Consider the following 19,912-nt stretch of genomic DNA (forward strand, 5'->3'; position numbering starts at 1 on the left):
GCATGACAGGGAGGACAGCCATGACCGCTCCGCCGCTCGCGGATCTCTACCGCGGCTATATCGACTGCCTGAACCGGCGCGATCTCGGCACGCTCGGCCGCCATGTCGCCGGGGATGTGCACTACAACGGCGAGCCGGTCGGCCTCGCCGGCTACCGCGCGATGCTGGAGGAGGATTTCCGCGCCATTCCCGACCTGCGCTTCGAGATCGCGCTGCTCGTCGCCGAAGCGCCGCATGTCGCGGCCCGGCTCCGCTTCGACTGCACCCCGGCGGGGACGCTCTTCGGCTATCCGGTCGACGGGCGGCGGGTGCGCTTCGGCGAGAATGTCTTCTACCGCTTCGGGGACGGGCTGATCCGCGAGGTGCACTCGGTGATCGACCGGATGGCGGTCGGCGCGCAGCTCTGAGCCTGTCAGGGCGGCGGCGCGACCTGGCTCGGCGCAATCCCGAACTGCCGGGAGAACGCCCGGGAGAAGGCCGCCGCGCTGCCGAAGCCGACCTGGGCGGCCACCGGCTTGATCCGCCCGCCATCGGCCAGCAGCGCCCGCGCCAGGGTCAGCCGCCAGCCTGCCAGATAGGCGATCGGGCTCTGCCCGACCGTCGCGGCGAAGGCGCGCAGGAAGCGGCTGCGGCTCATGCCCGCCAGCGCCGCCAGATCGCCGACCCGCCAGTCGCGGGCCGGGTCGTCATGCATCGCCACCAGGCAGGGATGCAGCTCGGGATGGGCGAGCCCGGCCAGGAGCCCCGCCGTCGCCGTGCCGCGGGCGATGGCACGGCGGACCGCATGGACGACGATCACCTCGCAGAGCCGCTCTCCGGCAAAGCCGCTGCCGCAGCGCGACAGCGTCTCCTCGCCGAGCGCCAGCCCGGCCAGCGCGCGCAGATCCGGCTCCTCCGCCAGCTCGAAGGCGATCTCCGCGGGCAGCGCGCCGACCAGCGGATTGAGGCTGCCGCCGAAATCGAGGCGGACATGCTCTAGCACCCGGCCCGCAGGCGCCGTGCCCCCGGCCCGCGGCCGGTAGATCAGCCGCTCCGGCGCGTCGCCCTCCGACCCGGCCATGATGAAAAGATGCGCCTCCGCCACCGGCCCTCCCGGCTCGGCCCGGAGCGGGAAGGCCTGCATGAAGGCGCGGAGCCGGTCATGCTTTCGCCGCGCTGTGGAATTCTCGATCATGCCTTTGCCCGCCGCTTTGTCCCGCCGGAGCATATCCTGCGCGGGACGGCAGCGACAGCCGCATCGACGACCAGGAGGCCCGCCCGATGACATCCCCTTCCCACGCGAAATTCGACCCGGCCCGGGCCCGCGACTACGCCGCCGACGCGCGGATCGCGCTGGCGGGCTACGATGCCTGCCACGAGCTTTCGGCCTGCATCCTCTCGGCCGCGCTGGCCGGGCAGCCCCGGCGGCGGGTGCTCGTCATCGGCGCGGGCGGCACGGCGGGCGAGATCCTGGCCTGCGCGCGGCTCGAGCCCGGCTGGCAGTTCACCGCCGTCGATCCCTCCGCGCCGATGCTGGCGCTGGCCGAGGCACAGGTCGCCGCGGACGGCCTGGCGGCACGGGTCGACTTCCATTGCGACACGCTCGCGGCCCTGCCGGAGGCGCCGGGTTTCGACGCGGCGCTGATGATCGGCGTGCTGCACCATGTCCCCGGCGACAGCGCGAAGGCGGCGCTGCTGGCCGAGACCGCCCGCCGCCTGGTGCCCGGGGGATCGCTGGTCCTGGCCGGGAACTGCCGCCGCTACGACAGCGCGCCGCTCCTGCGGGCCGCCTGGGCGAACCGCTGGCGGCAGCACGGCGCCTGCGAGCGCGAGGTCGCGGAGAAGCTCGGCCGCATCCAGGCGGGGGCAGAGCCGCCCGCCTCCGAAGAGGCCGTCGCGGCGCTCCTGGCCGGGGCCGGCTTCGCTCCGCCGGAGCGGTTCTTCTCCAGCCTCTTCTGGGCGGCCTGGCACGCGCAGCTGCAGGGCTAGCTGTTCGACCCCACGGTTTGATGGTGCAGGTCCATTCTCTGGAATGGAAGGAAGCCCTACGGGACAGGTTCGTCACGGCAGCGCCACGTTCCGTTGACCGGCAGGCGAATGCGCCGAGAGGGGCGCACGCCATCCGGGCTGCACTGCAGCGATCGCAAGCTTCGACCGCAGCGCCAGGCCGGGACCTCGGGATCCATCCGGAGACGGTCGCAACGTGGCGCAGGCGCCAGACGGCCGAGGATCGCAAGACCGGTCCGAGGGAACCGCGCTCATTCATGAACCGCTGCCCGGCCCTGGGAAGCGTCGAGATCGAAGCGATTGCCTGAAACCGGCGCGGAAAGGCGCGTATCGTCCCGTCGTCCGATTAGCGCAGCAAGGCCACATGGCGCCGGTGCTGCAGATCTCGCTGCCGAGCCTCGCCGGGCTGGCGACGCTGGCCGGGGTGGTGGTCAATGGCGCGATCCTGCTCCTGGCCTTCGTCAAGGACCGGGTGGCAGAGGGCGCCAGCCTGGAGGAGGCCGTGCGCGCGGCGGTGCGCGACCGCTTCCGCGCCATCGCGCTGACCGCCGTCGCGGGGCTGGCGCCGCTGCTTTTCGAGCAGAACACCCAGGCGCAGTTCCTGCGCCCGATCGTGGCCAGCCTCGCCCTCGGCCTGGCAAGCGCCGCCGTGCTGTCGCTGATCCTGGCCCCGGCGATTCTGCTGATCCTGCGCGACCTCGGGCTCTGCCGCGAGGCGCGGCCAGCGGTGCCGGGCAGGGCAGCGCCCGGGCCCGCCTGAGGACGGCTCAGCGCGCCAGCATCCGCTCGGGCAGGGCGGTCGCCAGTCCGGGGAAGAGCGCCAGCAGAAGGATCGCGAGCACCAGCAGCCCGAAGAACGGCGCCGAGGCGCGGGTCACCGCCCACATGTCGCGGCCGGTCATGCCCTGCAGCACGAAGAGGTTGAACCCGACCGGCGGGGTGAGCTGCGCCATCTCGACCACCAGGATCAGGTAGATGCCGAACCAGACCGGATCGAACCCGGCCTGCACCACCATCGGCAGCGCCACGGAGGTGGTCAGCACGATCATCGAGGCGCCCTCGAGAAAGCAGCCGAGCACCACGTAGATCAGCGTCAGCAGAAGCAGCAGCATCGCCGGGGAGAGCTGCTGCCCGGCCACCCAGCCCGCCAGAGCGGCGGGGATGCCCAGATAGGCCATGCCGACCGACAGCACCGCGGCGCCGAGGATGATCGCGGTGATCATGCAGCTGGTGCGCACCGCGGCCAGCAGGCTCTGGGCGAAGGCAGCCCGGGTCAGCGATCCGCCCGCCCAGGCCAGCGCCAGCGCGCCGAAGACGCCCAGTGTCGCCGCCTCGGTCGGCGTGGCAATGCCGCCATAGATCGAGCCGATCACCGCCAGGATCAGCAGCACCACCGGGATCAGCCGGCGCGAGCGGCGCAGCTTCTCGGCAAGGGACAGGCGCGGTCCCGCGGGCGGCGCGGCGCGGCCGCCGAGCGCCGACCAGAGCATCACGTAGCCCATGAACAGCCCCATCACCATCAGCCCCGGCAGGATGCCCGCGATGAACAGCCGCGAGATCGACTGCTGCGCCGAGATGCCGTAGACGATCATCATGATCGAGGGCGGGATCAGCAGGCCCAGCGTGCCCGACCCGGCCAGGGTGCCGATCGCCATCTGCTCGTCATAGCCGCGGCTCTTCAGCTCGGGCAGGCTCATCCGCCCGATCGTCGCCGCCGTCACCGCCGAGGAGCCCGCCACCGCCGCCATCACCCCGCAGCCGACGATATTGACGTGCAGCAGCCGCCCCGGCAGCCGCTCGAGCCAGGGGGCGAGCCCCTGGAACATGTCCTCCGACAGCCGCGCTCGGAACAGGATCTCGCCCATCCAGACGAAGAGCGGCAGCGCCGTCAGCGCCCAGCCCCAGCTATGGTCCCAGAGCGTCGTCGCCAGGATCGAGGCCGCCGGGGCCGGGGTGAAGAGCGCGATCGCGGCAAAGCCCGCCAGCGCCAGCGACAGCCCGATCCAGAGCCCGCCCGCCAGCAGCGCCATCAGGAAGAGGCCGAGAAGGCCGGTGATCGTCAGAACGTCCATCGGTCCGCCTTTCGCATTGCGGTCATTCCGCGGGTTCGGGCGCGTCGAGCGCGGTTTCGGCAGGCGCGGCAAAGCCCGGACGCCGCCCGGCAAGCACCAGCGCCAGCTCGTCCGCCATGGCGACGGCCAGCAGGACCAGCCCCGCCAGCATCGCCGATTGCGGGATCCAGACGGGGATCGCCAGCAGCCCCGGGCTGAGATCGCCGAAGCGCCAGGAGTCGTGCACCATCTCCCAGGTCTGCCAGCTGGCGAAGCCGCAGGCGAAGGTGCCGAAGAGGCTGATCCAGGCCTCGGCCAGCCAGGCCGCGCGGCCGCGGAGCCGCCCGACCAGCAGCGAGACCCGCACATGCCCGCCGGTCTTCAGCGTATAGGCCATGCCGAGGAAGGTGGTCCCCGCCAGGAAGAAGCCGCCGCTCTCGGTCGAGTCGATGGTCACGCCGATCACGCGGCCGATCACCTGGGCGACGATGGTCACGGCGATCATCGCCAGGCAGAGCGCGGCCAGCGCGCCGCTGCCGCGGTAGAGAAGATCCAGGGCCTTGCGCATTGGCTGCTCCTTTCCGCCGCCCCGGCCCGCAGGCGCGGGGCGCGCATCATGTGGCTACAGCCCGGCCCTGTAGGTCTCGAGCACGGCGATCGCCTCGGGCGAGGCGCTGGCCTGCCAGTCCTCCATCATGTCCGCGCCGATCTCCTTCAGCCGGGCGATGACCTCCTCCGGCGCGTCCTCGACGGTCATGCCGTTCTCCTCGAGAATGCCGAGCTGGTCCGAATAGGTGGCCTTGCTCATCTCCCAGCCGCGCCTGGTGGCAGCCTCGCCCGCGGCGAGCAGCGCCGCCTGCGTCCCGGCGGGCAGCGCCTCGAACGTCTCCTTGTTCACGATGATCGCGTTCTTGGTGTAGATCGCGCCCGCGGCGGTGAAATAGCCGGTATTGTCCCAGGCCTGGATGTCGATGCCGGTCTGCGGCGAGGTGAAGAGCGCGTCGATCAGGCCGGTGGCGAAGGCCTGCGGGATCTCGGCGAAGGGCAGGATCGTCGCCTCGAAGCCGAGCGCATTGCCCATGTCCTGGGTCGCCCTGGAATAGATCCGCAGCTTCTGCCCCTGGAAATCCGCGAGGCCGCTGACCGGCGTCTTGGTGTAGAAGCCCTGTCCGGGCCAGGGCTGGTAGGCCAGGACCTTCAGGCCGATGCGGTCGAAGAGCGCGTCGAAATAGGGCTTCTGCGCCTCCATCAGCGCCCAGGCGGCATCGTAGTCGCCGGCCACGAAGGGCAGCCCGGCGAGGTTGTACATCGGATCCTCGTTGGAATACGAACCCAGCCGGATCTCGCCGATCTGGACCTGCCCGGTCTGCACTGCGCGGCGGATCGCGTCGAGCTTCATCAGCGTGCCGTTGGAATGCAGCGCGATCCTGACCTCGCCGCCGGTGCCCGCGTCCACATCGGCGATGAACTGCTGCAGGTTCTGGGTCAGGAAGTTGCTGTCGGGATAGCCGCTGGCCATCGTCCAGGCGGTTTCGGCCAGGGCCGGCGCGGCGCTCAGCGCCAGGCCCGCCGCGGCGAGAAGGGCTTTCGTAGTCGAGAAGGCGGTCATGGACATTCCCCGTTGCTGTTACTGCCTGCGCCGCGGGATCGGGCGGCATGTCCTCAACTGCGGGTCGGGGCGCATCCCGTTGCAAGAATAATCGTATACGATAAGGACATTCGTTCCGCTCCCATCCCGGGCTAAGTTCGGATGCCCGATTTCGCGCCGCTTCGGCTGCATTCTGGACCCGAAGCGTACAGAAATCGGCACTCATGGCCGAATTGGGCTGATTCCGGCACGAATCCGACCGCGGCTCCTTGCCAGCCGGAGGCGGCTGGGGCAAAAGAGCGGGGCAGATCGCGCCATGATCGTACACGATACAGAAGACAACGGGATGCCAGACTCCAAGCCCATGACCGATGACGAGATCCACCGCGAGATCCTGGAGGCCATCCTGGACGGGCGCCTCGCGCCCGGCGAGAAGCTGGGGCAGGACGAGCTGGGCAAGGTCTTCGGCGTCAGCAAGACGCGCATCCGCCCCGTCCTGCACCGCCTGACCGACCAGAAGATCGTCACGATCGAGCCGATGCGCGGCGCCTTCGTCGCCCGTCCCTCGGTGGAGGAGGCCCGCGCCGTGAATGCCGCGCGGCAGATCGTCGAGGAGGGGGTGATCCGCGCCGCCACCCGCGCCGCCCAGCCGAAGCACATCACGCAGCTGCGCGAGGCCGTCGCCGAGGAACAGCGCGCCCGCAGCCGCGGCGACACGGGCCAGGCCCACCGCATGACCGGCGAATTCCACTGCGAGCTCGCCCGCGTCACCGGCAATGACGTGGTGGTGGAGCTGGTGCGCGAACTGGTCTCGCGCGACAGCCTCGTGGTCGCGCTCTACCAGCGCCCGGCCTCGTCGGGCTGCTCGCTCGGCGGCCACGCGGACCTGATCGACAAGATCGCTTCGGGCGACGAGGATGCCGCCGCCCATGCCATGCGCCATCACCTGCAGGACGTGATGGCCAGCCTCGACCTGGGCGGCGAGGCGCGCAAGGCGCCGTCGCTGGCCGCCGCCTTCTCGCATCTGGGCAACAGGCGGTGACGCTGGCCGCGCGCGACTTCCTGGCGCCGCGGCCCGAGGCGCCCGTGGCCGCCTGGCCCGGCGGCGCGCGGCTCGCCGTCTCCTTCGTGCTGAATTTCGAGGAGGGGGCCGAGCTTTCCATTGCCGATGGCGACGAGCGCAACGAGCCGGTCTACGAGGTCCGCGACGAGGTGCTGGGCGCGCCCGATCCCTGCATGGGCTCGCATTTCGAATACGGGCCGCGCGCGGGCTACGACCGCATCCTGGCGCTGCTCGAGGCGCATGGCATCCGCGCGACGGTCAGCACCTGCGCCCGCGCGGCCGAGCGCCTGCCCGCGCTGATCGCCGGGGCTGCCGCGCGCGGGCACGAGATCTCCTGCCATGGCTACCGCTGGGAGTCCCATGCCGGCATGGCGCCCGGTGCCGAGGCGGCAATCATCGCCCGCTGCCATGCGAGCCTGTCGCGCATCGCCGGGCAGCCGCCGGTCGGCTGGCACACCCGCTCGGCCGCTTCGGCGCAGACCCGGCAGCTGCTGCGCGCGCATGGCGGCTTCCTCTACGATTCCGACGCCTATAACGACGACCTTCCCTATCTTGCGCCGGGAGGGGAGGCGCCGCATGTGATCCTGCCCTACAGCTTCGACACCAATGATATGCGCTTCGGCCCGGGCGGCGGCTTCGTCTTCGGCGCGGATTTCGCCCGCTATTGCGGCGACGCCTTCGACTGGCTCCGCCGCGAGGCGCAGACGCGGCCGCGGATGATGTCGGTGGGGCTGCACCAGCGGATCATCGGCCGGCCCGGGCGGATCGGCGGGCTGGCGCAGCTTCTCGCCCACATGACCGCGCAGGAGGGCGTCTGGTTCGCCACCCGCGCCGAGATCGCGCAGGCCTGGCGGGCGAATTGCGGCCTGCCGCCCTGGATGCCTGCATGACGCTGCTGATCGTCAATTCGAACACCACGCAGGGCATCACCGATCTGGTGGCGGCAGAGGCGCGGCGGGCGGCGGGGCCGGGCACGGCGATCCGCGCGGTGACGGCGCCCTTCGGCCCGGCCGCGATCGAGACGCAGGAAGATGCCCGGATCGCCGGGCTGGCGACGCTGCAGGCCCTGCGCGAGGCCGCGCCGCCGGTCGAGGCGGCGATCATCGCCTGCTTCAGCGATCCCGGACTGGCCGAGGCCCGCCGAACGCTGCCCTTCCCGGTCTTCGGCATCGCCGAGGCCGCGATGCGCCGGGCCGCCGCGCTTGGCCCACGCTTCTCGATCCTGACGGTCGCGCCTTCGACCCTGCCGGGCATCCGCGCCACCGCGGCACAATACGGGTTCGGCGACCGGCTGGCCGGGGTACATGCGCTGGATCAGCGGGTGCTGGAGAGCCATTCCGATCCGGACGGTACCGCGCGCGCCATGGCGGAGCTGGCGCAGCAGGTGCTGGCGGCGGAGGCGCCCGACGTGCTGGTCCTTGGCGGCGCGGTCACGGCCGGGCTGCAGCGGCGGCTGGCCGGGCAGGTCCCCGTGCCGCTGCTCGAGGGGCTGAGCTGCGCCCTGGCCGAGGCCTTGGCCGCCTGCGCCGCCCCCGGGGCCTAGCGGCGGCGGCTCGGGCCGCGAGCGCCGGGGCGGCGAGCGGGATCATCAGCAGGCTGCTGCTGGCGGTGATGCAGGGCCGGTCGCGCGCCGGCCCGCCGAAGCAGAGGTTGGAGACCGTCTGGGGCGTCGCGATCCGCCCGAGCCTGCGCCCCTCTGCGCCGTAGACATGGACGCCGTCGCCCGCACTGGCCCGGTTCCGCCCGGCGGCATCGACCCGGATCCCGTCGAAGACCCCGTCCGGGCACGCGGCCGGCACCGCGCCGCCCCCCCGGTTGCAGGTCGAAGACGCGGATATGCCGCTCGTTGCCCGGGCTGCGGCTGCCACCGGACTCGGCGACCTGGAGCCGACGCCCGTCCGGCGGCAAGGCCAGACCGTCGGGATAGGCGCAGTCGCGGATCACCGGCCCCAGCGCGCCGGTCCCGGGGGCGAGCCGGAAGACGAAGCTGCCCGCCTGTTCCCCCGTGCCGGGGCTGCCCTGGTCGGGAAACTCGACGCCGTAGGTCGGGTCGGTGAACCAGATCGAGCCGTCCGGGTGGCGGATCACGCCATCGGGGCTGTTGAGCCGCCCGCCTGCGAGGCGCGCGGCCGGAACCTCGCGCTGCCCCTGTGCCGTCGGCCGCGCCAGCGCCCGCGTCCCGTGCTCGCACGGAAGCAGCCCGCCGGCCCCGTCCGGCGCGATGCCGTTGACGAAATGCCGGGCGCCGCCGCGCCAGTCGCAGGTCTGCCCGGTGAGCTCGGAATAGAGCATCTGCCGGTCGTTCGGGATGTCGCTGAAGACCACCGCGCGCGGCAGCCGCAGCTAGCAGGGCCCCTCCGTCCAGAGCCCGCCCTGCCAGAGGCAGCGCAGCGCCGCCCCGGCCGGGAAGAGCTAAGCAAAGCCCGGCGCCAGCGCCGTCAGAACCGCCTCGCCGCTGCCGATGATCTCAGTCATCCGCGTCCATGTAGGCGGCGAAGGCCGCCTGGTGACCGGGATGCCAGCGCGACAGCGGCGGGCGGTTCTCGATCAGATCGCCGAGCCCCCAGCGCATCCGCTTCAGGTCGGTGGCGCGGTCGACCTCGTTATCCGGGCATAGAATGTAGAAATCGCCCTTGTCGAGCCCGTCGAGCAGGTAGTCGGCCACCTGGCCGGGCGTCCAGGCGCCCGCGGGCTTTTCCTCCACGCCCTTGGCGCGGGTGAAGCCGGTATAGGTGAAGCCGGGGATCAGCAGATGCGCACTGACCCGCGCGCCGGTCTGCTCGACGAGGTCATGCGCGACGGATTCCGACAGCGCCCGCAGCGCCGCCTTTGAGACGTTGTAGGCGGTGTCGCCCGGGGGCAGGGTGATGCCCTGCTTCGAGCCGGTGAAGATCGCCGCGCCGGGGCCCTCGGCCTCGATCATGCCGGGCAGGAAGATCTGCGCGGCATGGATCGCGCCCCAGAGATTGGTCTCCAGCGTCGCGCGCCAGGTCTCCTCCCCGGCGAAGAGCCCGCCGCCGCCCTCGCGCCCGGCATTGGACATCAGCACGGAAATCTCGCCGAGCCCGGCCGCGCGGTCCCGCGCCGCTTCCATCTGCGCGCGGTCGGAGACATCGACGGCGATGGGCACGGCGTCGATGCCCTGCCGCTGCAGACCGGCGGCGGCGGCCTCGAGCGCGGGGCCCGGCAGGTCGGCAAGCAGGATCTTCATCCCCGCCGCGCCGAACCGCTCGGCCGCGGCGAGGCCGATGCCGCTGGCGCCGCCGGTGATGACGGCGACCTTGCCCTGGGCAATGGCTGGATGGGTCATGGCGTTGTTCCTTCCGGTTGGGGCCCCGCCCGGGAGCGGGGCCGGTTGGGATCTGGCGGCCTCTGCCGGGGGGCGGGGCTGGTTGGGGTCTGGCGGACCCCGCCTGAGGCGGGACGGGGGTCTCAGAGCGCGGTCGACTCTTTCCAGTAGTCGGTTCCGCCATCAATGGCATAGCGGTCAATCTCCGCCAGCTCTTCGGTGCTGAAGCCCGGGCCCTCGAGCGCCCCGAGCGAGTTCTCCAGCTGCTCGACGGTGCGCGCACCGATCAGCGACGAGGTGACCCGCGGGTCGCGCAGCGTCCAGGCGATCGCCATCTGCGCCAGCGTCTGGCCGCGGCGCCGGGCGATGGCGTCGAGCGCGCGCACCCGCTCCAGCACCTCGGCGGCGATCAGCCCGTCGCGGGTCAGGCTGCCGCGCGCGCCGCGGGCATCCGCGGGGATGCCGTCGAGATATTTCGAGGTCAGCAGCCCCTGCGCCAGCGGCGAGAAGGCGATGCAGCCGGTGCCGAGCGCCTCGAGCGTGTCGAGCAGCCCGTCCTCGATCCAGCGGTTGAACATCGAGTAGTTCGGCTGGTGGATGAAGAGCGGCACGCGCTCTTCCTTCAGGATCGCGGCGGCCTTGCGGGTGAGCTCGGGCGAATAGCTGGAGATGCCGACATAGAGCGCCTTGCCCTGGCGGTGCAGATGCGCCAGCGCGCCCATCGTCTCCTCCAGCGGCGTGTCGGGATCGACCCGGTGCGAGTAGAAAATGTCGACGTAGTCGAGGCCCATCCTCTTCAGCGACTGGTCGCAGGAGGCGATCAGGTACTTCCGGCTGCCGCCGATCCCGCCATAGGGGCCGGGCCACATGTCCCAGCCCGCCTTGGTCGAGATGATCATCTCGTCGCGGTAGGGTGCGAAATCCGACGCCATGACGCGGCCGAACATCTCCTCGGCCGAGCCGTAGGGCGGGCCGTAGTTGTTCGCCAGGTCGAAATGCGTCACGCCGCGGTCGAAGGCGCGGCGCAGGATCGCGCGGCCGGTCTCGAACACGTCGGCGCCGCCGAAATTCTGCCACAGTCCCAGCGAGATTGCGGGCAGGTCGATGCCGCTGCGGCCGCAGCGACGGTAGCTCATGGTGCTGTCATAGCGGGCGGGGTCAGCCAGATAGGGCATTTCGGTCATCCTCCGGTATCCTGATTGCGGCCCCCGCCGCGGGCCTCCGGGCGGGACGGGGCAGGGGCGCTGCGGCCGCCTGTATCGCGCGCCGCGGGCCTCCGGACAACATCGCAGGGACCCCGCGGCGCTCAACGGACTGTTGAGCGTTTCTCAAGGATCGCCCTCAGCGCTTTCCGCCGGTCGCCAGCCGGGGCAGGCCCTGGCTCTCGCGGATGGCACCGATCAGCTCGTGCAGCCCCGGCGGCACCTGGCGGCGGCTGGGATAGTAGATGGTGAAGGGCGGCCCCTCCGAGGCCCAGTCGGCCAGCACGATTTCCAGCCGTCCCTGCGCCAGCTCCCCGCCGATGCGGGAGACCGGGCAATAGGCGAAGCCGACCCCGCCGAGAGCGGCGTCGAGCGCATGGGCGGTCTCGTTGGCGCAGAGCGGTCCGCGGACATCGACGCGCATCAGCGAAGCGCCATTGCCGAGCTCCCAGGCATAGCGGCTGTTGTCGCCGACGCGCATCTCGATGCAGGGCCGCTCCAGCAGGTCCTGCGGCGTCCCGGGCCGCCCCTCGCGCGCGATCAGCTCCGGCGAGCCCACGACAACCCATTGAAGCGGCGTGGAAAGCGCCACGCCGATCATGTCCTGCGGGACGCGGTCGCCATAGCGGATCCCGGCATCGAACCCCTCGGCGACGATATCGACCAGATGGTCGTCGACGCTGACATCAAGCTGCATCTCGGGAAAGCGCCGGACGTAATCCGGCAGGACCGGCGCGATCAGCAGCTTCGCCGCGTCGCGCAGCGCGTTCAGCCGCAGCCGTCCGGCAGGGGCCTCGCGGTGGTGCGCCACGGCGCTGAGCGCGTCATCCACCGCCTTCAGCCCGACCTCCAGCCGGGCGGCCAGGATGGCCCCCGCCTCGGTCGGGGTCAGCGAGCGGCTGGTCCGGTTGAGGAGCTTCACGCCGAGCGCCGCCTCGAGCTTGCGCATCCGGTGGCTGACCGCGGAGGTGGTCACGCCGAGCTCGATCGCGGCCTGCCGCATGCTGTGGCGGCGGATGATGGTGACGAAGACATTCAGGTCGGCCAGCAGGGCCCTGTCGAAACGGCGCAAGCGGCGCACCCCGTGAAAGATTGAGCAGGGGTCAACAATAGCGCGTCTCGCATCGCGGGCAAGCCGCGGCAGCGGGGAGAGGCGCACAACCGGGCCGGGTTCATCGCCCTGTCATGCCGGCACCGTAGAGGAACGGCAGCCAGCAGGGGAGATCAACCGATGACAGATCGCAGGAAGACCCGCGCCAGACCCAATCCGCGCCGTGCCATGGCGCCGAGCTATGGCGAAATCCTCCACAGGGGCTGGAGCCGCCGCAGCGTGCTGGCGGGGGTCATGGCCTCGGCCGGGGCCGCCGCGCTTGGCGCCGGACGGCCCGCCGCCGCCCAGGCGCAGGCCGCCGCCCTGCCCGGGATGGCGCGCATCCGCGACGCGCAGGACCACTGGCCCGAGGGCTATGACCGGCAGGTGCTGATCCGCTGGGGCGACGCGCTCTTCCCCGACAGCCCGGCTTTCGATCCCGCGCATCTGACCGCCGCCGCGGCGGAGCGGCAGTTCGGCTACAACAACGACCTGACCCTCTTCGTGCCGCTCGGCGGGGCCGCCGACCGCGGCCTCCTGCTGGTCAGCCACGAATACGCCACGCCCTACCTGATGTTCCCGGACATGACCGCCGCGGATTACCGCGAGAAAATGACCGAGGAGCAGATCCGCGTGCTGATGGCCGCGACCGGCATCTCGATCCTCGAGGTCGCCCGGGCCGGGGATGGCTGGCAGGTGGAGACCGGCAGCCGCTACAACCGCCGCATCCACATGAACACGCCGATCGCCATCTCGGGCCCCGCCGCGGGGGATCCGCGGCTTTGCACCTCGGCCGATCCCGAGGGGCGGCTGGTCCTCGGCACGATCTCGAACTGCAATGGCGGCCTGACGCCCTGGGGCACGATGCTTTCGGGCGAGGAGGGCGCGATGGATGTCTTCGCCGGCGATTACGCCACGCTGGAGAACCAGGAGCTGGTCGCGCGCCAGGGCTGGGACGAGGACGAGAATGACGAATACGCCCTGTCCCGCGTCGATCCGCGCTTCGTCTTCGAGAGCGAGCCGAACGAGATGTACCGCTTCGACTGGGTGGTGGAGATCGACCCGTTCGATCCGGAGGCCCGGCCGGTGAAGCGCACCGCGCTCGGCCGGTTCACCCATGAGGGCGCCCATACGATGGTGGCGCCGGACGGGCGGGTCGTGGTCTTCATGGGCGACGACGACGATTTCGAGTACATCTACCGCTTCGTCACCCGCGATGCCTGGACCCCCGGCGACCGCGCGGCCAATCGCGACCTGCTGGATCACGGCACGCTCTCGGTGGCGCGGTTCGGCGAGGACGGCAGGCTGCACTGGATCCCGCTGGTCGCGGGCGAGGGGCCGCTGACCGCGGAGGCGGGCTTTGCCAGCCAGGCGGATGTGGTGCTGAACACCCGCGCCGCCGCCGATCTGGTCGGTGCCACGCCGATGGACGCGCCCGAGGGCTTCGTCCCGCATCCGCAGACCGGCAAGCTCTATGTCGCGATGACCGAGAACGAGGACCGGCTGCCCGCGGGCGAGGGCGATGACGGCGCGCAGGCGGATGCCGCCAATCCCCGCGGCCCGAACCCGCATGGCCATATCCTCGAGCTCGTGCCGCCCGGGACCGACGGGGCCCGCGACTTCGCCGCCGACGCCTATGGCTGGGATGTCTTCGTGCTCTGCGGCGATCCGGCGGAGCCCGCGGACGGGGCGATGTTCCATCCCGGCACGACGACCGGCTGGTTCACCGATCCCGACAACCTCTCGGTCGATCCCGCCGGGCGGCTCTGGGTGACGACGGACGGCCCGCCGCCCCCGGGCATCGCCGACGCCGTCTTCGTCATGGACACCGAAGGGCCGGAGCGCGCCCTGCCGCGGATCGCCTATATCGCCCCCGTCGGATCCGAGGCCTGTTCGCCGGCATTCACCGCCGACGGGACGAGCGTCTTCATCTCGGTCCAGCATCCGGGCGAGCTGCGGATGAGCGACGACGAGGATGCCGAGAGCATCGCCGAGGCCGGGACGCGCTGGCCCGATTTCGACCCGGCCACGCCCGCGCGGCCCTCGGTGGTCGTGCTGACCCGGCGCGACGGCGGCATGGTCGGCACCTGATCCGGCGGGCCGGGGCGGGGGCTCAGCCCGCGTCCCGGCCGCCGATCCGCGCCATCTCTTCGGCCAGCGCCTGGCGCACGCGGGCGATGCGCGGCACCTGCCTCAGCGCTTCGGGCACCACCAGCCAGACCGGCAGGGCGGGCAGGTCGACGAATGCCGCGATCCGCTCCACCCGCGGATCGGCATCGGCGATCACCCGCTGGAACCCGCCGACGCCGCCCCCGGCGCAGACCAGCGCCCAGTTGACCAGCTGGTCCTCGCAGCGCAGCGGGAAGGCCGCGCGCCCGGGCGGCCAGCCCTTTTCCGCCATGATCCGCTGCATCATGTCCGAGCGGCCGTAGCCGACGAACTCCATCGCCTGCAGGTCCTCCAGCGTCCCGGGCCGTCCCGCGCGGTCGAGATAGCCCGGGGCCGCGTAGAGGCCGAGCGGCAGCTCCGCCACCTTCCGGGCGAAGAGGTCGCCGCGCTCGGGGCGGAACATCCTCAGCGCGATATCGGCCTCGCGGTAGAGCAGGTTCTCGGGCTGGTCCGAGGCCAGGAGCTCGATCCGGATGCCCGGCTCCTCGCGGCGGAGCCGCGCCAGAAGCGGCGGCAGGTGCCAATGCGCGACCACCCGCGCAGCGGTGATCCGCACCGTGCCCTCGAGCCGCGCGCTCGCGCCTGCAGCCTCGAGCGACAGCCGCGCGGCGGCCGCCTCCATCTCGCGGGCATGGGCGAGCAGCCGGTGCCCCATCGGCGTCAGCGCCTGGCCCTCCGGGCGGCGCTCGAAAAGCGGCTGCTCCAGCGCCGCTTCCAGCGCGCGCAGATGGCGGCCGAGCGTGGGCTGGCTGAGGCGGCTTTCGCGCGCGGCCGCCGAGAGCGAGCCGGTCCGGGCGACGACGAGGAAGCTCTGCAGGAGCGACCAGTCGAGTGGCGGCGTATCCATGCAGAAATGAATGGCAGTTCTGCATATTTCCGCAATCCCCATTCGGTCATGAAGGTGAGATCCTGGCGGCAGCAGCACAGGAGGCCATGTCATGTCGCGCAGCGTTCTCATCCTCGGCGCCTCGGGCCAGTCCGGCCGCGCCTTTGCCCACGCCTTCGCCGGTGATGGCTGGCAGGTGCGCCGATTCCGCCGCGGCGAGGACCCGGCGCGGGCCGCAGAGGGCGCGGGGCTGATCGTCAATGCGATGAACCCGCCGGACTACCATGACTGGGCAGGCGAGATCCCGAAGATCACCGCGCTGGCAATGGCGGCGGCGCGCGCCAGCGGCGCAAGGGTGCTGATCCCCGGCAATGTCTATGTCTACGGCCGCGCGCCCGGGCCCTGGTCGGCCGCGACGCCGCACGCGCCCTGCAGCCGCAAGGGACGGATCCGCGCGGAGATGGAGGCGGCATGGCGCCGCTCGCGCCTGCCGGTGACGATCCTGCGGGCGGGGGATTTCCTCGACGGCACGGAGCCTGCGCTGATGACCGGCAAGGTGGTGCTGAAAGGGCTCGCCCGCGGCCGGATCACCGCGCTCGGGCCCGCGGATGTGCCGCGCGCCCATGCCTATCTGCCGGATTTCGCCCGGGCCGCCGTGGCGCTTGCCGATCGGGACGATCTGCCGGTCTTCGCCGATATCCCGTTTCCGGGGCACTGCTTCTCGGTCAGCGACCTGGCCGCCGAGATCGCCCGCCAGACCGGACGGGAGCTGCGGATCGTCCGCTTCCCCTGGTGGTCCCTGCGGCTGGCCGCGCCGGTCTGGGAGCTGGCCCGCGAACTCGGCGAGATGCGCTATCTCTTCGCGCATCCCCACAGCCTCGACGGCACGGCGCTGGCGGAATGGCTGCCGGGTTTCGTGCCGACGCCCTTCGCCGAGGTCGTGGCGGGCCATCTGCCGCGCTGAGCCGTCCTCTGTCAGGCGGCCGCCAGGGCCGCGCCGCGGCGGCAGACCTCGTCGACCAGCAGCTCCAGATCCGCGCGCCGGGTACGGTGGTTGCAGATCGCCACGCGCAGCGCATGGCGCCCGGCCACCGTCGTGTCCGAAATCGCGGCAATGCCGCTTTCCTGCAGCTGCAGCATGATCTCGGTGTTCAGCGCGCGCAGGGCGGGCTCGTCCATCCCCTCGGGCGCGTAGCGGAAGCAGACGATATCGATCACCGTCGGCGCCATCAGCGCCAGCGGCGGCCGCGCGGCGACCAGCCGGTCGAGATAGCGCGCCTGGGCGATGTTCTGGTCGATCAGCCGGCCGAACTTGGCGGTGCCGTGCTCGCTGAGCATCAGCCAGATCTTCAGCGCGCGGAAGGCACGGGAGGTCTGCAGGTTGTAGTCGTGCAGGTACTCGCCCGCGGCGATGCCGCGCGGCTTCTCCTCGAGATACTCGGGATGGACGGCGAAGGTCGCGCGGTGCGCGGCGGCATCGCGGACCAGCGCGCAGCCCGCTTCGAAGGGCACGTGCAGCCATTTATGCGGATCGAGCGCCAGCGAGTCCGCCGCCTCGATCCCGGCGACCAGCTGGCGGTTCTCCGGCGCGATCGCGACCAGCGCGCCGATGCAGCCGTCGACATGGAACCACATCCCCTCGCGGCGGCAGAGCGCGGCGATCGCGGGCAGGTCGTCGATCGCGCCGGTATTGACGGTTCCAGCCGTGGCGATGACGCAGGCGGGGCGGCGGCCCGCGGCGCGGTCCTCGGCGATCATCGCGGCAAGCGCGGCCAGGTCCATGCGGAACTCCGGCCCCGAGGGCACCCGCCGCAGCGCCCGGTTGCCGAGGCCGAGCAGCTCCACCGCCTTCTGGTGGCAGCTGTGGATCTGGTCGGAGCCGTAGAAGCGCAGCGGCGCGGGCATCGCCGCCACGCCCTCTTCGCGCAGGTCGATCCCGGCCATGGCATTGCGCGCCGCGGTCAGGCCGATGATATTGGCCATCGAGCCGCCGCTGACCAGCGTCCCGCTTGCGGACGCCGGAAAGCCGGTCATCTGCTTCAGCCAGTCCACCACCTGCCGGTCCATGAAGGCGGCGGCATTGTTGCCCCCGCCCAGGTTGGAGCCGTCGATGGCGGCCAGGAATTCGGCCAGCGCGCCGGTGAAGCTGCCCGCGCCCATGTACCACATCCAGAAGCGCGGATGGATATTGCCCATCGGGTAGGGCATCAGCAGGTCGAGAAGATCGCGGTAGAGCTCGCCGAGCGGGCGGGGGCCCTCGGGGGCGGGGGCCGAGAAGGCCTGCCGCTGGGCCGGGGGCATCTCCTGCCAGACCGGCCGGTCGCGCACGTCGCGCACATGGCGGATGGCGTCGTCGACCGCCAGATGCGCCAGGTGCCGCATCGCCTCCCAGTCCGCCGGGTCGAGCGTTTCCTCGGCCCCTTCCGCTGCCTTCGTGTCCATCCCCGCCTCCTCCTGCCGGCCGGCCGCCGGAACCGGACGGCCCGGTCCGGCCCGCAGGATAGCACAGCTCCCGCAGCCAATCCCGGGCCGTTTCGCTTGGCCTGGGGCTGCCGGGGCACGTCCGCACGCGACGCGGCCGCCCCCCGCGGCAGGCGGGGAGCGGCCCTTGGCAGGGTCCGGCGGCGTCAGAGGATGAAGTCCGACGCATCCAGGCTGTGCCAGCCGGTCAGCTCGATCTCCAGCTCGGGATTGGCGTCGGTGTCGAGATTGACCCAGACATAGGTGTTGCTGCCGTTCCTGAAGGTCCGCACCTGGCCGACATCGTCGAAGGAGTCGCCGCCGATGAAGTCCAGCGCCTGGTTGCCGGGCACGCGGTAGTCGCCGTCGAGCACGCTCAGGTCGATCCTGTCGGCCCCGCCGTAGCCGAAATCGGTGATCGTGTCGCGCGCTGCGCCGTTCGAGTCCGCGGTGCTCCAGAACTGGAAGGTGTCCGCCCCCCAGTTGCCGGTCAGCTGGTCCACCCCGGCGCCGCCGCGCAGCTTGTCGTCGCCCGAGCCGCCGCTGAGGATGTCCTCGCCCGCATAGCCGGCCAGCACGTCATTGCCGCCGCCGCCATCCAGCACATTGGCCGCGTTGTCGCCGTAGATGTAGTCGTTGTAGTAGCTGCCGATGACCTTCTCGACATTGTCGTAGGTGTCGCCCTCGGCTTCGCCCCACCAGCCCTTCTTGGCCGCCAGGCTGACATAGACGCCGGTCGAGCCGCCGAAATACACCGTGTCGAAGCCGGTGCCGCCGTCGATCTTGTCCGCTCCGGCGCCGCCCCAGATGAAGTCGTCGCCCTCCTGGCCGCGCAGGTCGTCATTGCCGCCGTCGCCGTTGAGATTGTCGTTGCCGGAATTGCCCTCCATCAGGTCGTCATGGTCGCCGCCCATCATGATGTCGTCGCCGGTGCCGCCATGCAGGTCGTCATTGCCCGCGCCGCCGATCAGGATGTCGCGCTCGGCGCCGCCGTAGATGCTGTCATTGCCGCCGCGGCCGTCGATGTAGTCCTCGCCGCCATTGCCCGACAGCGTGTTGCGCCCGGCATTGCCGTAGAGGTCGTCGTCATGGTCCGAGCCGTAGATGCTCTCGATGCTGACGAAAGTGTCGCCCGTCGCCTCGCCGCCCGAGGCGGAGCCCGACTGCAGGTCGATTGCCACCCCGGCCCAGGAGCTGCCATAGGCCGCCATGTCCCAGCCCGCGCCGCCGTCGATCGTGTCCGCGCCGCTGCCGCCCGCGATCAGGTCGTTGCCGGCATCGCCGTAGAGCCGGTCATTGCCGCTGCCGCCGCTGATCGAGTCGGTGTCGTTGCCGCCGCGGACATAGTCGTTGCCCGAGCCGCCGTCGATGATGTCGACCCCGTTGCCGCCATAGAGCGTGTCATTGCCGCCCCGGCCGTAGAGATGGTCGTCGCCGTCCTGCCCGCTCAGCACGTTGCCGCCATTGTCGCCGTAGAGCCAGTCGTTATGGGCCGAGCCGTAGACATGCTCGAAGCCGCTGAAGCTGTCGCCCTCGGCATGGCCGCCGGAGGCCGTGCGGTAGTAGAGATCGACCGTCACGGCCGCGTCCGAGCTGGAATAGAGCAGCCGGTCCGAGCCGCTGCCGCCATACATGTAGTCGGCCCCTGCGCCGCCCTCGACCCAGTCATTGTCCGCGCCGGCATAGATGCGGTCGTCGCCGTCTCCGCCGAAGATCCAGTCATTGCCGTAGCCGCCGTAGATGATGTCCTGGCCGCCATAGGTGCTGATGAAGTCGTTGCCGCCGAGGCCGTGGACCTCCTCGCCGAAATCGGTGCCGAAGAAGTCGTTGCTGAAGTCGTCCAGATAGATCGGGTTCGCCATTGTCTTGTCCATTCGTGTTGCCGCGTCGGGCGGTGGGTTGATCGTCGCGAGGCGACAGCGACTGGATGCGCGATTCACGTTGCGGGGGATTTTCAGGCCGGAAACGCGCGGGCTTCGATTGTTGCAGCCGCGCTGCGCGGGACGCGCCGGCATGTCCGCCCTGCGCGGACTTGTTTCACTAAGGTAACGGCCTGAAACACGCGGCCGCAGCCGTCACGGCACCGGCGGGCGCCCGATGCGGGCCGCGATCACGCCAGAGGCGCCGCGCGCCTCTGCATGGCGCCGGCGGAGCGCGGCTTGGCCGCCGGGATGCGCGCGTCGCTGCG

19 protein-coding genes and 1 pseudogene are annotated in these 19,912 nt (G+C 71.4%); 8 read left to right on the forward strand and 12 right to left on the reverse strand.

Annotated elements, in window-relative coordinates:
- Positions 1-20 precede the first annotated feature (20 nt).
- Positions 21-407 carry an ester cyclase gene (locus FGX59_RS15015; protein WP_138467685.1) on the forward strand — a complete coding sequence of 129 codons (387 nt, stop codon included), beginning with the start codon at positions 21-23 and terminating at the stop codon, positions 405-407.
- A gap of 5 nt (positions 408-412) precedes the next feature.
- Here FGX59_RS15015 and FGX59_RS15020 read toward each other — a convergent pair whose 3' ends face one another.
- On the reverse strand, positions 413-1,174 hold the full coding sequence (locus FGX59_RS15020) for a helix-turn-helix transcriptional regulator (protein ID WP_138467687.1): 762 nt from the start codon (positions 1,172-1,174) through the stop codon (positions 413-415).
- Between the two features lie 86 nt (positions 1,175-1,260).
- Here FGX59_RS15020 and FGX59_RS15025 point away from each other — a divergent pair, with 86 nt between their 5' ends.
- Both FGX59_RS15025 and FGX59_RS15030 read left to right on the forward strand, forming a co-directional pair.
- The gene (locus tag FGX59_RS15025) at positions 1,261-1,968 is read left to right on the forward strand and encodes a cyclopropane-fatty-acyl-phospholipid synthase family protein (protein ID WP_138467688.1); all 708 of its coding nucleotides are present in this window, start codon (positions 1,261-1,263) and stop codon (positions 1,966-1,968) included.
- Between the two features lie 382 nt (positions 1,969-2,350).
- Positions 2,351-2,746 carry an efflux RND transporter permease subunit gene (locus FGX59_RS15030; RefSeq protein WP_138467690.1) on the forward strand — a complete coding sequence of 132 codons (396 nt, stop codon included), beginning with the start codon at positions 2,351-2,353 and terminating at the stop codon, positions 2,744-2,746.
- Positions 2,747-2,753: 7 nt separating this feature from the next.
- On the opposite strand, the gene FGX59_RS15035 is transcribed toward FGX59_RS15030, so the two are convergent.
- The 3 genes from FGX59_RS15035 to FGX59_RS15050 are packed head-to-tail and all read right to left on the reverse strand — an operon-like array spanning position 2,754 to position 5,646.
- Entirely contained in the window at positions 2,754-4,058 is a 1,305-nt protein-coding gene (locus FGX59_RS15035; RefSeq protein ID WP_138467692.1) for a TRAP transporter large permease, read from the reverse strand.
- A gap of 22 nt (positions 4,059-4,080) precedes the next feature.
- A complete protein-coding gene (locus tag FGX59_RS15040) occupies positions 4,081-4,605 on the reverse strand; it encodes a TRAP transporter small permease (RefSeq protein WP_138467694.1) in 525 nt (174 codons plus the stop codon).
- 54 nt (positions 4,606-4,659) lie between these two features.
- Complete coding sequence (locus FGX59_RS15050) at positions 4,660-5,646, reverse strand: TRAP transporter substrate-binding protein (RefSeq protein WP_240722474.1); 987 nt, start codon at positions 5,644-5,646, stop codon at positions 4,660-4,662.
- A gap of 325 nt (positions 5,647-5,971) precedes the next feature.
- On the opposite strand from FGX59_RS15050, the gene FGX59_RS15055 reads away from it, so the two are divergent.
- The 3 genes from FGX59_RS15055 to FGX59_RS15065 are packed head-to-tail and all read left to right on the forward strand — an operon-like array spanning position 5,972 to position 8,231.
- Positions 5,972-6,667 (forward strand): GntR family transcriptional regulator, encoded by a 696-nt coding sequence (locus FGX59_RS15055; RefSeq protein WP_171060656.1) that lies wholly within the window; start codon positions 5,972-5,974, stop codon positions 6,665-6,667.
- On the forward strand, positions 6,664-7,578 hold the full coding sequence (locus FGX59_RS15060; protein ID WP_240722476.1) for a polysaccharide deacetylase family protein: 915 nt from the start codon (positions 6,664-6,666) through the stop codon (positions 7,576-7,578). Before FGX59_RS15055 ends, FGX59_RS15060 begins: the two co-directional genes overlap by 4 nt.
- On the forward strand, positions 7,575-8,231 hold the full coding sequence (locus tag FGX59_RS15065) for an aspartate/glutamate racemase family protein (protein ID WP_138467700.1): 657 nt from the start codon (positions 7,575-7,577) through the stop codon (positions 8,229-8,231). The genes FGX59_RS15060 and FGX59_RS15065 overlap by 4 nt, the downstream gene beginning before the upstream one ends.
- On the opposite strand, the gene FGX59_RS39665 is transcribed toward FGX59_RS15065, so the two are convergent.
- From FGX59_RS39665 to FGX59_RS15085, 5 genes and pseudogenes are all read right to left on the reverse strand, one after another.
- Positions 8,119-8,556, reverse strand: coding sequence for an SMP-30/gluconolactonase/LRE family protein (locus FGX59_RS39665; protein WP_370296037.1), 438 nt, complete (start codon positions 8,554-8,556; stop codon positions 8,119-8,121). The two genes, FGX59_RS15065 and FGX59_RS39665, sit on opposite strands and share 113 nt — an antisense overlap.
- A gap of 7 nt (positions 8,557-8,563) precedes the next feature.
- Positions 8,564-9,013: pseudogene (locus tag FGX59_RS39670) on the reverse strand (SMP-30/gluconolactonase/LRE family protein); the annotation flags it as partial.
- Positions 9,014-9,155: 142 nt separating this feature from the next.
- Complete coding sequence (locus tag FGX59_RS15075) at positions 9,156-9,998, reverse strand: SDR family NAD(P)-dependent oxidoreductase (RefSeq protein WP_138467704.1); 843 nt, start codon at positions 9,996-9,998, stop codon at positions 9,156-9,158.
- Between the two features lie 122 nt (positions 9,999-10,120).
- The gene (gene mgrA / locus FGX59_RS15080; RefSeq protein WP_138467796.1) at positions 10,121-11,152 is read right to left on the reverse strand and encodes an L-glyceraldehyde 3-phosphate reductase; all 1,032 of its coding nucleotides are present in this window, start codon (positions 11,150-11,152) and stop codon (positions 10,121-10,123) included.
- Positions 11,153-11,318: 166 nt separating this feature from the next.
- Complete coding sequence (locus tag FGX59_RS15085; RefSeq protein ID WP_138467706.1) at positions 11,319-12,251, reverse strand: LysR substrate-binding domain-containing protein; 933 nt, start codon at positions 12,249-12,251, stop codon at positions 11,319-11,321.
- Positions 12,252-12,410: 159 nt separating this feature from the next.
- Between FGX59_RS15085 and FGX59_RS15090 the strand changes: the two genes are divergently transcribed.
- Positions 12,411-14,360 (forward strand): PhoX family phosphatase, encoded by a 1,950-nt coding sequence (locus FGX59_RS15090; RefSeq protein WP_138467708.1) that lies wholly within the window; start codon positions 12,411-12,413, stop codon positions 14,358-14,360.
- Between the two features lie 22 nt (positions 14,361-14,382).
- Here the strand turns inward: FGX59_RS15090 and FGX59_RS15095 are convergent, their stop codons facing one another.
- Positions 14,383-15,285 (reverse strand): LysR family transcriptional regulator, encoded by a 903-nt coding sequence (locus tag FGX59_RS15095; RefSeq protein WP_138467710.1) that lies wholly within the window; start codon positions 15,283-15,285, stop codon positions 14,383-14,385.
- Between the two features lie 91 nt (positions 15,286-15,376).
- Here FGX59_RS15095 and FGX59_RS15100 point away from each other — a divergent pair, with 91 nt between their 5' ends.
- Positions 15,377-16,228 carry an epimerase gene (locus tag FGX59_RS15100; protein WP_138467712.1) on the forward strand — a complete coding sequence of 284 codons (852 nt, stop codon included), beginning with the start codon at positions 15,377-15,379 and terminating at the stop codon, positions 16,226-16,228.
- An 11-nt stretch (positions 16,229-16,239) separates the two neighbouring features.
- Here FGX59_RS15100 and FGX59_RS15105 read toward each other — a convergent pair whose 3' ends face one another.
- Both FGX59_RS15105 and FGX59_RS15110 read right to left on the reverse strand, forming a co-directional pair.
- A complete protein-coding gene (locus tag FGX59_RS15105) occupies positions 16,240-17,706 on the reverse strand; it encodes a pyridoxal-dependent decarboxylase (protein WP_138467714.1) in 1,467 nt (488 codons plus the stop codon).
- Positions 17,707-17,891: 185 nt separating this feature from the next.
- Positions 17,892-19,598 (reverse strand): calcium-binding protein, encoded by a 1,707-nt coding sequence (locus FGX59_RS15110; protein WP_171060657.1) that lies wholly within the window; start codon positions 19,596-19,598, stop codon positions 17,892-17,894.
- Between the last annotated feature and the right edge of the window lie 314 nt (positions 19,599-19,912).

The organism is Poseidonocella sp. HB161398 (assembly GCF_005870025.1).
GTDB lineage: Bacteria > Pseudomonadota > Alphaproteobacteria > Rhodobacterales > Rhodobacteraceae > Mangrovicoccus.

Coding starts and splice junctions, on each gene's coding strand:
- FGX59_RS15015 (WP_138467685.1), top strand. CDS start 21: ATGACCGCTCCGCCGCTCGCGGATCTCTACCGCGGCTATATCGACTGC.
- FGX59_RS15020 (WP_138467687.1), bottom strand. CDS start 1,174: ATGATCGAGAATTCCACAGCGCGGCGAAAGCATGACCGGCTCCGCGCC.
- FGX59_RS15025 (WP_138467688.1), top strand. CDS start 1,261: ATGACATCCCCTTCCCACGCGAAATTCGACCCGGCCCGGGCCCGCGAC.
- FGX59_RS15030 (WP_138467690.1), top strand. CDS start 2,351: ATGGCGCCGGTGCTGCAGATCTCGCTGCCGAGCCTCGCCGGGCTGGCG.
- FGX59_RS15035 (WP_138467692.1), bottom strand. CDS start 4,058: ATGGACGTTCTGACGATCACCGGCCTTCTCGGCCTCTTCCTGATGGCG.
- FGX59_RS15040 (WP_138467694.1), bottom strand. CDS start 4,605: ATGCGCAAGGCCCTGGATCTTCTCTACCGCGGCAGCGGCGCGCTGGCC.
- FGX59_RS15050 (WP_240722474.1), bottom strand. CDS start 5,646: ATGACCGCCTTCTCGACTACGAAAGCCCTTCTCGCCGCGGCGGGCCTG.
- FGX59_RS15055 (WP_171060656.1), top strand. CDS start 5,972: ATGCCAGACTCCAAGCCCATGACCGATGACGAGATCCACCGCGAGATC.
- FGX59_RS15065 (WP_138467700.1), top strand. CDS start 7,575: ATGACGCTGCTGATCGTCAATTCGAACACCACGCAGGGCATCACCGAT.
- FGX59_RS15075 (WP_138467704.1), bottom strand. CDS start 9,998: ATGACCCATCCAGCCATTGCCCAGGGCAAGGTCGCCGTCATCACCGGC.
- mgrA (WP_138467796.1), bottom strand. CDS start 11,152: ATGCCCTATCTGGCTGACCCCGCCCGCTATGACAGCACCATGAGCTAC.
- FGX59_RS15090 (WP_138467708.1), top strand. CDS start 12,411: ATGACAGATCGCAGGAAGACCCGCGCCAGACCCAATCCGCGCCGTGCC.
- FGX59_RS15095 (WP_138467710.1), bottom strand. CDS start 15,285: ATGGATACGCCGCCACTCGACTGGTCGCTCCTGCAGAGCTTCCTCGTC.
- FGX59_RS15100 (WP_138467712.1), top strand. CDS start 15,377: ATGTCGCGCAGCGTTCTCATCCTCGGCGCCTCGGGCCAGTCCGGCCGC.
- FGX59_RS15105 (WP_138467714.1), bottom strand. CDS start 17,706: ATGGACACGAAGGCAGCGGAAGGGGCCGAGGAAACGCTCGACCCGGCG.
- FGX59_RS15110 (WP_171060657.1), bottom strand. CDS start 19,598: ATGGACAAGACAATGGCGAACCCGATCTATCTGGACGACTTCAGCAAC.